The sequence below is a fragment of the Neisseria flavescens genome (genome assembly GCF_001618065.1).
Classification (GTDB): Bacteria; Pseudomonadota; Gammaproteobacteria; order Burkholderiales; family Neisseriaceae; genus Neisseria; species Neisseria flavescens_A.
Window position 1 is genome coordinate 34267 of sequence record NZ_LAEI01000004.1, and the last position, 8179, is coordinate 42445.

7 protein-coding genes and 1 pseudogene are annotated in these 8179 nt (G+C 51.7%); 3 read left to right on the forward strand and 5 right to left on the reverse strand.

The features are described from left to right. Nucleotides 1-74 precede the first annotated feature (74 nt). The gene (locus tag TW89_RS01560; protein ID WP_128580333.1) at nucleotides 75-758 is read left to right on the forward strand and encodes a 2,3-diphosphoglycerate-dependent phosphoglycerate mutase; all 684 of its coding nucleotides are present in this window, start codon (nucleotides 75-77) and stop codon (nucleotides 756-758) included. Nucleotides 759-895: 137 nt separating this feature from the next. Here TW89_RS01560 and TW89_RS01565 read toward each other — a convergent pair whose 3' ends face one another. Further along, nucleotides 896-1687 (reverse strand): DsbC family protein, encoded by a 792-nt coding sequence (locus TW89_RS01565; protein WP_128580334.1) that lies wholly within the window; start codon nucleotides 1685-1687, stop codon nucleotides 896-898. Between the two features lie 135 nt (nucleotides 1688-1822). On the opposite strand from TW89_RS01565, the gene TW89_RS01570 reads away from it, so the two are divergent. After that, a complete protein-coding gene (locus TW89_RS01570; RefSeq protein WP_128580338.1) occupies nucleotides 1823-4012 on the forward strand; it encodes a primosomal protein N' in 2190 nt (729 codons plus the stop codon). Between the two features lie 80 nt (nucleotides 4013-4092). Here TW89_RS01570 and TW89_RS01575 read toward each other — a convergent pair whose 3' ends face one another. From TW89_RS01575 to TW89_RS01585, 3 genes and pseudogenes are all read right to left on the reverse strand, one after another. Beyond that, entirely contained in the window at nucleotides 4093-4767 is a 675-nt protein-coding gene (locus tag TW89_RS01575) for a hypothetical protein (RefSeq protein WP_128580335.1), read from the reverse strand. A 335-nt stretch (nucleotides 4768-5102) separates the two neighbouring features. Then, a complete protein-coding gene (erpA, locus tag TW89_RS01580) occupies nucleotides 5103-5441 on the reverse strand; it encodes an iron-sulfur cluster insertion protein ErpA (protein WP_003680162.1) in 339 nt (112 codons plus the stop codon). Between the two features lie 131 nt (nucleotides 5442-5572). Further along, a pseudogene (locus TW89_RS01585) lies at nucleotides 5573-6258 on the reverse strand (S24 family peptidase). Nucleotides 6259-6510: 252 nt separating this feature from the next. On the opposite strand from TW89_RS01585, the gene TW89_RS01590 reads away from it, so the two are divergent. Beyond that, a complete protein-coding gene (locus TW89_RS01590; protein WP_003748371.1) occupies nucleotides 6511-6786 on the forward strand; it encodes a hypothetical protein in 276 nt (91 codons plus the stop codon). A 76-nt stretch (nucleotides 6787-6862) separates the two neighbouring features. Here the strand turns inward: TW89_RS01590 and argC are convergent, their stop codons facing one another. After that, nucleotides 6863-7909 (reverse strand): N-acetyl-gamma-glutamyl-phosphate reductase, encoded by a 1047-nt coding sequence (gene argC, locus TW89_RS01595; RefSeq protein ID WP_128580336.1) that lies wholly within the window; start codon nucleotides 7907-7909, stop codon nucleotides 6863-6865. Nucleotides 7910-8179: the final 270 nt, after the last annotated feature.

Here is an 8179-nt window from a genome sequence, read left to right on the forward strand (position 1 = left end):
CCGCCGACGTTATCAGCGCGGCGGCAAAGTGTGCTATAAATACCTTTTCCCAAACTTCATTGGAGCAAACTATCATGGAATTAGTATTCATCCGTCACGGACAAAGCGAATGGAACGCGAAAAACCTTTTCACCGGCTGGCGCGACGTTAAGCTGAGCGAGCAAGGTCTGGCAGAAGCCGCAGCAGCAGGTAAAAAGCTGAAAGAGAAGGGCTACGAGTTCGACATCGCTTTTACTTCCGTTCTGACCCGTGCCATCAAAACCTGTAACATCGTTTTGGAAGAATCCGACCAACTGTTTGTTCCACAAATCAAATCATGGCGTTTGAACGAGCGCCACTACGGCCAGCTGCAAGGTATGGATAAAAAACAAACCGCAGAAAAATACGGCGACGAGCAAGTCCACATCTGGCGCCGCAGCTACGACACCCTGCCTCCGCTGCTCGATCCTAAAGACCCTCACTCCGCCCACAACGACCGCCGCTATGCCAACCTGCCTAGCGATGTCGTACCTGATGGCGAAAACCTTAAAGTGACCCTCGAGCGCGTCCTGCCTTTCTGGGAAGATCAAATCGCTCCGTCCATCTTGAGCGGCAAACGTGTATTGGTGGCGGCACACGGCAACTCCCTGCGCGCTTTGGCAAAACACATCGAAGGCATTTCCGACGAAGACATCATGGGCTTGGAAATCCCAACCGGTCAGCCGCTGGTGTACAAATTGGATGAAAACCTGAAAGTGATTGAAAAATTCTACCTGTAAGGTAAAGGGGAAAAAAGGACGTGTTGGACACGTCCTTTTTTATCTTTGTCTGTATCGAGGCCGTCTGAAGGCAGTTGATGGCGGGCGACATGAAAAAAGGACGCGTAAAGCGTCCTTTATGGAGATTAAACCCTGTATTACTGGTTTTTCTCGATGATTTCTTTGAGGTGGGGCATAGGGCTGTAACCGCTTTGGCTGCGGCCGTTAGGAAAGACCAGGGTCGGCGTGCCGTTGAAGCCGAATTGTTCGCTCAATGAAGTGGTTTCCGCAACAGGGTTTTCGCAGTTTGTTTTGCCGCTTGGGAGTTTGCCTTTGCGCATCCAGTCGGTCCATGCCTGGGTCGGATTAGGTTGGCACCACAACAGCTCGGCTTTGCGCGCGGCATCAGGGTGCAGGCTCGGAATCGGCATCATGAAGGTGTAAATCGTGATGTCGGTCATTTTTTCAAATTCATGCTCCAAGCGTTTGCAGAACGGGCAGTCCGGATCGGAGAAAACGGCGACTTTCAGTTTGCCGTTGCCGCGCACTTCTTTGATGGCTTTGTCCAAAGGCAGGGAAGCGAAGTCGATTTTGTTCAAGTCGGCGGCACGTTCTTCAGTCAGGCTTTGGCGCGTGTTGACGTTGATGAGGTCGCCGACGAGCATATAGTCGCCTTTGGCATCGGTATAGATGATTTGTTTGCCGCTGACGACAACTTCGTAAATGCCTTTAATCGGCGTTTCACTGACGCTCAAAACTTTCAAATCTTGGGCGGCATAGACTTTTTCCAAACGTGCTTTCAAAGAAGCGGCAACGGATTTGTCGGCAGGAGCTTCCGCTTTGGCAGCCGGCGCAGGCGCGGCGTTGGCGTTGGATACGGCAGGTTGACCGCATGCCAGCAAAGGAAGGACGGCAAACGGTGTTAAGATTTTGATTAACTTGGTTTTCATGCGAGAGACTTGCGTGTGTTGAAAGTAAGGCATTGTATCAAACCTCTGTCATGCCTGCATTGTATTGAGGCTCAATTTATCGTCTGAAAATAGCTTTCGGCTGTTAAAATACGAAAAAATGATTTGATTGTTTGTATGATTTACCACCGCATCGCTGTAAACGTGCCGCTTTCAGACGGCCTTTTGACTTATTCGCATTCCGAGCCGCTTCCTCCGGGAATGCGGGTGCTTGTGCCTTTCCGCAATAAAACCGTGGTCGGGATTGTGTGGGAAACGGATATTGCGCCCGATATGGATACGGTGCGGATTTTGAGCGTTCAGACGGCCTTTGTGGAAGAAAAGCCGTTGCCTCAAAGCTGGCGTGATTTGTTGGCGTTTACATCGCGTTATTACCACTATCCGACCGGGCAGGCAGTATTTGCCGCACTGCCGCAGGGTTTGAAGGAAACGCGCGCAGTGGAAATGCCGCAGCAGCCGCTGTTTTACGCGCTGAACGAAGCGGGCAGGGCGCAAACGCCGCCGCCGGCTCGGTTCAACAAAAAAGCGGCTTTGTGGGACGTGCTGCTGTCGGGCGGAATGACGATGGCGGCGTTGAAGCAGGTGAACGCGCAGGCGGAGAAATTGATTGAGGATTGGGCGGAACAGGGCTGGATTGAAACGACGGAAGCGGCGCAGCCTGCTTTAAGGTCGTACCACGGGCAGGCTTCGCACTCTGAATTTGTATTAAACGCCGACCAGCAGAAGGCTTCCGATGAAATTCAGACGGCCTTCGGCAAATTTCAGCCGTTTTTGCTGTACGGTATTACCGGCAGCGGCAAGACCGAGGTGTATTTTGATGCGATGGCGAAAGTGTTGGCGCAGGGGCGGCAGGTGTTGTTTTTGTTGCCTGAAATCAACCTCACGCCGCAGCTTTTGAAACGGGTGGAAAGCCGTTTTGCCGACGTGCCAACCGCCGTGTTGCACAGCCAGATGGCGGCAGGCAGGCGCACGCAGGATTATCTGCGCGCGATGTTAGGGCAGGCGAAATTGGTCATCGGCACGCGGCTGGCGGTGTTCACGCCGATGGATGATGTCGGGCTGATTGTGGTCGATGAGGAACATGACGGCTCGTTCAAACAAGACAACGAATTGCGCTACCACGCCCGCGATTTGGCGGTGTGGCGGGCGAAGCAGAGCGGCTGCCCCGTCGTGTTGGGCAGCGCCACGCCCAGTTTGGAGAGTTGGCACAAGGCGCAAAGCGGCGCGTACCGCCTGCTGCAACTGACCGAGCGCGCCCATACCGCCGCGCAACTACCGCAAGTGGAAATACTTAATGTAGGCCGTCTGAAACTCGACAACGGCTTCTCGCCGCAAGCCTTGCAGCTTTTGAAACAGAATTTTGAGGCGGGCGGCATGTCGCTGGTGTACCTCAACCGTCGTGGCTTCGCACCCGCGCTGTTTTGCGGCGACTGCGGCCATACCTTCGGCTGCCCGAACTGCTCCGCCAAAATGGTGTTGCACCAACGCGCCCGCCAACTGCGCTGCCACCACTGCGACCACCGCGAATCCATCCCGTTCAAATGCCCCGACTGCGGCAACCAAGACCTGACCGCCGTCGGCCACGGCACGCAGCGCGTCGAAGAAACACTGCGCGCCTTCCTGCCTAAGGCCGCCGTTGTTCGCGTCGACAGGGACAGCACGGCGCACAAAAACGACTGGGCGGATTTGTACCGCCGCATCGCCGATAACGAAATCGACATTCTGGTCGGCACGCAGATGCTCGCCAAAGGCCATGATTTCGCGCAGCTCAACCTCGTTATCGTGTTGAACGCCGACGGCAGCCTGTACAGCGCGGATTTCCGTGCGCCGGAAAGGCTGTTCGCCGAGCTGATGCAAGTGTCCGGCAGGGCGGGGCGCGCCGACAAACCCGGTAAGGTGCTGATACAGACCCAACTGCCCGAACATCCCGTCTTCGCCGCCGTCAAAGCGCAGGACTACGCCGTGTTTGCCGAAAACGAATTGAACGAGCGGCAAATGTTCGCCATGCCGCCCTTCGGTTTCCAGACCGCCGTCCGCGCCGACGCGCCGCGCGTTGCCGATGCGATGGAATTTCTCAACGCCGCCAAAGAAACCCTCGCCCCACTTTTGCCCGAAAGCGTCTCCCAGTTCGGCGCCGCCCCCATGCTGATGGTGCGACTTGCCGAACGCGAACGCGCGCAAATCTTCCTTGAATCAACATCCCGACAGGATTTGCATCGCGCCGTGAGTTTGTGGGTGCAAGTGTTGCAGCAAAACCGCGACGGCAAAATCAGATGGTCGGTGGATGTGGATGTGCAAGAGGCTTGATTGGAATGGTTCAATCAATATAAATATAAAAGGCCGTCTGAAAATCTGTTTTTCAGACGGCCTTAAGTTTTGAAATTAGTTTAGAAGAATTTTGCAGCGATATAGCCGAGAGCAAGCAGGCTTAAAACGGCGAATACGATGGCCATTGTAAGCAGAAACTGTGTTTTCTTCCTCGCTGCCAGCGCGGCCAGCTCTGGATTTTGTCCTAACTCTTCGCGTAGTTGGGATTCTAATTCGGCGCGGATTTTTTTACGCAGTTTTTTCTCTTCCTGCTCGCGCTCATATTTGAGCTTGTGGGCAATTTCGGTTTGTTTTTTGTGCTCGAAAGAGATTTTTTCCTGCCATTCAATGCGCTTACGCTGGATGGCCAGCTCATTTTTTTCTGTCAAATCAAAGTGGCAGGTCTTACATTCTTGTGCATCGAGTTCTTCAATAATCGTCATGCAGACGGGGCATTGGATAGGGTCGGGCGTGTTGACTGCCAACACGGGTTCTTCTTCAACCGCTTCCAACTCCATAGCCTGACGGACAATGACGTCCAAACCCAAATAGCTGAAGTAATGCTGCGCATTTTCGCGCTCGTCTTGGGTGCATTTTTCGGCCACAATGGCTTGCGGACGCTCCGCCAAGGCTTGAATCAGGCTCTCGGCTTCGTTTTCGGGCAGGTTGTCATACAGGCAGGCATGGATGCGCTCCTTATCCGTGTTCGGCGGATAAGAAACATATACATCGAAAAATTTTTCTTGTTTGCTCATTGATATCCCATGAATATTTTGACTGCGTCAACCCAATGGGTTGGGCCTGGGGTTTTGTTATTGTGTTTGAGCTGTTTTGGCTTGCGATGCAGGCAAAAACAGAGGCCGCAGTCTGAGGCAGACCGGATAGGGGGTGCCTTCGTGTCGTTAATCAGCTGGACAATGATTTTTTATTTATATGGCAATATTCATGTCCAATGTTATGTCTATTGTAGAGTAAATATTCACGCCCGATATTATTATTATAAGATAAATCCAATATTGTTTAAAATAAATTCACACAAAAGGCCGTCTGAAGATACAGACGGCCTGTTTTTCGTGAAGAAACGGATTGTTTATACGGAGAAGGACGAGCCGCAACCGCAAGTCGTTTCGGCATTCGGATTGCGGATGACGAATTGAGAACCTTGCAGGCTTTCGGTGTAGTCGATTTCTGCACCAACCAGATATTGGTAGCTCATCGGGTCAACCAAGAACGTCAGGCCGTTTTTTTGGATTTCGAAATCGTCGTCGTTTTTGATTTCGTCAAAGGTAAAACCGTATTGGAAGCCGGAGCAGCCGCCACCGTTGACGAATACGCGCAATTTCAGGTCGGGATTGTTCTCTTCGGCAATCAGGTCGGCAACTTTGGTGCAGCAGCTGTCAGTAAAGATAATAGGGCTTTCGTCTGACATGATGTGATTCCTTTTATATGAATGTTTTTACTATTGTCGCGCAAACCGTTGGCCAAAGCAAGTTTGTGCAGACAGGTCTGCCAGCTTACATGGAGGGCATAGCAGAAATTTCAAGCGCCAGTATGTCAGATTTAGATGCTTCTGCCAAACCATTCGACTCGGCCGATGATGGCAACGTCGTCGGTCGGGTTTTTTAGGTCGATTTCAAAAGTAGGGTAGGCTTCGTTGGCGGAAATGACGTTGACGATGCCGCCGGGTATCAGTTGCAGGCGTTTGACCAAAAGGTTTTCGTTGAGGCGCAAAACATAGAGGCCGTCGCGCGGCGTGGTTTGGCCGTGGTTGATGAGGATGGTGTCGCCATCATTCAGCACGCCTTCCATCGAGTCGCCTTTGACTGAGATAACGGAAAGGTTTTTGATGTCGCGCGTCACATAATTTTCAATCCAATAGCGTCGGAACGCCATGGCGAACATGGGTTGCTCATCGCCGACGAGCTGACCGTGTCCGGCCGCGGCTTGGATGTCGTAACGCGGTACGAAGACAAATTCGTCTATATCGACTGGATTGCCCAGCGTATCTGTTGCTGTGGCTTTCGGGGCTTCGGAATCGGGGAAGGGGGAACCTTCGCCGGTCAACAGCCAGTCTATGCTGCAGCCTTTAAGTTGTTTGATTTTTTTAGCGTTTCCGATTTCGGCAGGCCGCCTTCGTTCCAGATACGGCTGAATCCGGCGATGGTCATATCGATGTCGGCGGCAATTTTGGCTTGGCGGGCTTCATCTTTCCATAAGAAAGCCAGGCGGTCTTTAAAGGTATCCATGTTTATGCCTTTATGGAGGTATGTTTTTTATATGGTTTGGATGATTTGAGTGTATTTTACCTTAGTTTTTATAAAATTGTAAGAAAAAAATTACCTAATCTAAGAAAAAGTATTGCATATTCTATTTTTTCTTAGTATTATTCGTTTTGTCTTAGATAAATCGATATTTATAATTTTATATTCGATTTTTCTTAGTTTAATTTTATTTGGTTTAGTTTTTCTGATTTAAACGATTATGATGAGAGGTGTGAAATGACTCGTTCGCGTAAAAATATTTTTTGGGTGCTGCTGGCGTTGGTGCTGGGTTTTTTTGCTCTGCCTTTCGGATCTTCGGAGGCGCATGAGGCGGACGGTAATCTGACAGCTTCGGAATGCGAACGCTTGGGCAGCTTGAGTTTGGATCAGATGGACGGCAGGCTGCTGGCTTTTGCCAAAGAATGCGATATGGTGGAAGCTACCCACGATTGGGAGCAACAGTACGGCAACTTGAATGAAGAAGAAATGCTTGCCGGCGTGGTGTATGAGTGATGTTTGTGAATGAATTGATAAAGGCCGTCTGAACGATCAAAGTTTCAGACGGCCTTGTGTTTTCAATAAGATGATATTAAGGCATCAATGGTGCATTAGTCAGGCCGGTGGTTTCGGGCAGGCCGAACATGATGTTCATATTCTGCACGGCTTGACCGGCTGCGCCTTTAACCAAGTTGTCGATGACGGAAAGAACAATCCACACATCGTCTTGATCGGGCGCTCTTTGAACGCTGATACGGCAAAGGTTGGCACCGCGCACGCTGCGGGTTTCAGGTGTCGAACCTGAAGGCAAAATATCGACAAAAGGACTGTCGTGGTAGTATTCGCGCAGTAAGGCTTCAGGGTCGGTATGTTCTTGCAGGTGCAGATACAGGGTGGCATGCATGCCTCGTATCATCGGAACAAGGTGTGGCACGAAAATCAGGCCGTCTGAAACATGGTCTTGCAGTCCGGACAGGGTTTGTCGGATTTCAGGCAGATGGCGGTGGCCGCCGACGCCATAGGCTTTGAAGTTGTCGCCTGCTTCGCACAATAGGGCATGGGTGCTGGCTTTGCGGCCTGCACCGGAAACACCGGATTTACAGTCGGCAATTAGCGGCGCGTTGGCTTTCAGACGGCCAGCCTGAAGCAGCGGCAATAAGGGCAGAGAAACGCAGGTAGGGTAGCAGCCCGGATTGGCCACCAGCATGGCTTTGGCGATGTCATCTTTGTAAAGTTCGCACAAGCCGTACACCGCTTGGGAAACGAGTTGTGGCGCTGCATGGGTCATTTTGTACCATTTTTCCCATGTGGGGATGTCGCGGATGCGGAAGTCAGCAGACAGGTCAATCACGCGTACGCCTTTTTCCACAAGGGTCGGTGCTTCTTTCATGGCCACGCCGTTGGGCGTGGCGAAGAACACGAGGTCGCAACGGTCAAGCCCGGCATCTTCGGGCGTTTGGAATGCAAGGTCGTAAATGCCGCGCAGGCTGGGAAAGTAGTCGGCAACCGCAATACCGGCTTCGCTTCGGCTGGTGACGGTAGTAACCTCTGCGTTGGGGTGGCTGCTGAGCAGGCGCAACAATTCAACGCCTGTGTAACCGGTTGCACCGACGATACCAATTTTAATTTTTGTGGTCATGGTGTGGCTCCTTTGTAGGGATAACGATGCGTTTGATTATATAGTAATTGATTGCCGTCGGTCAGCGGTGCTTGTGCCAAGCTTTGCAAGGGACGGTTAAACAGGCCGTCTGAAATATAGCATGAATAATATTCGAGAGCGGGTTTCAGACGGCCTGAGACCTTTGCAAAAAAGTCCTTCCCCCAACAGCCAAAATCCAAACACAGGTTTTCGGCTGTTCCTATTCCAAATCACTCCTGACTCTACTCAAATACCCCCTTAATCCTCCCC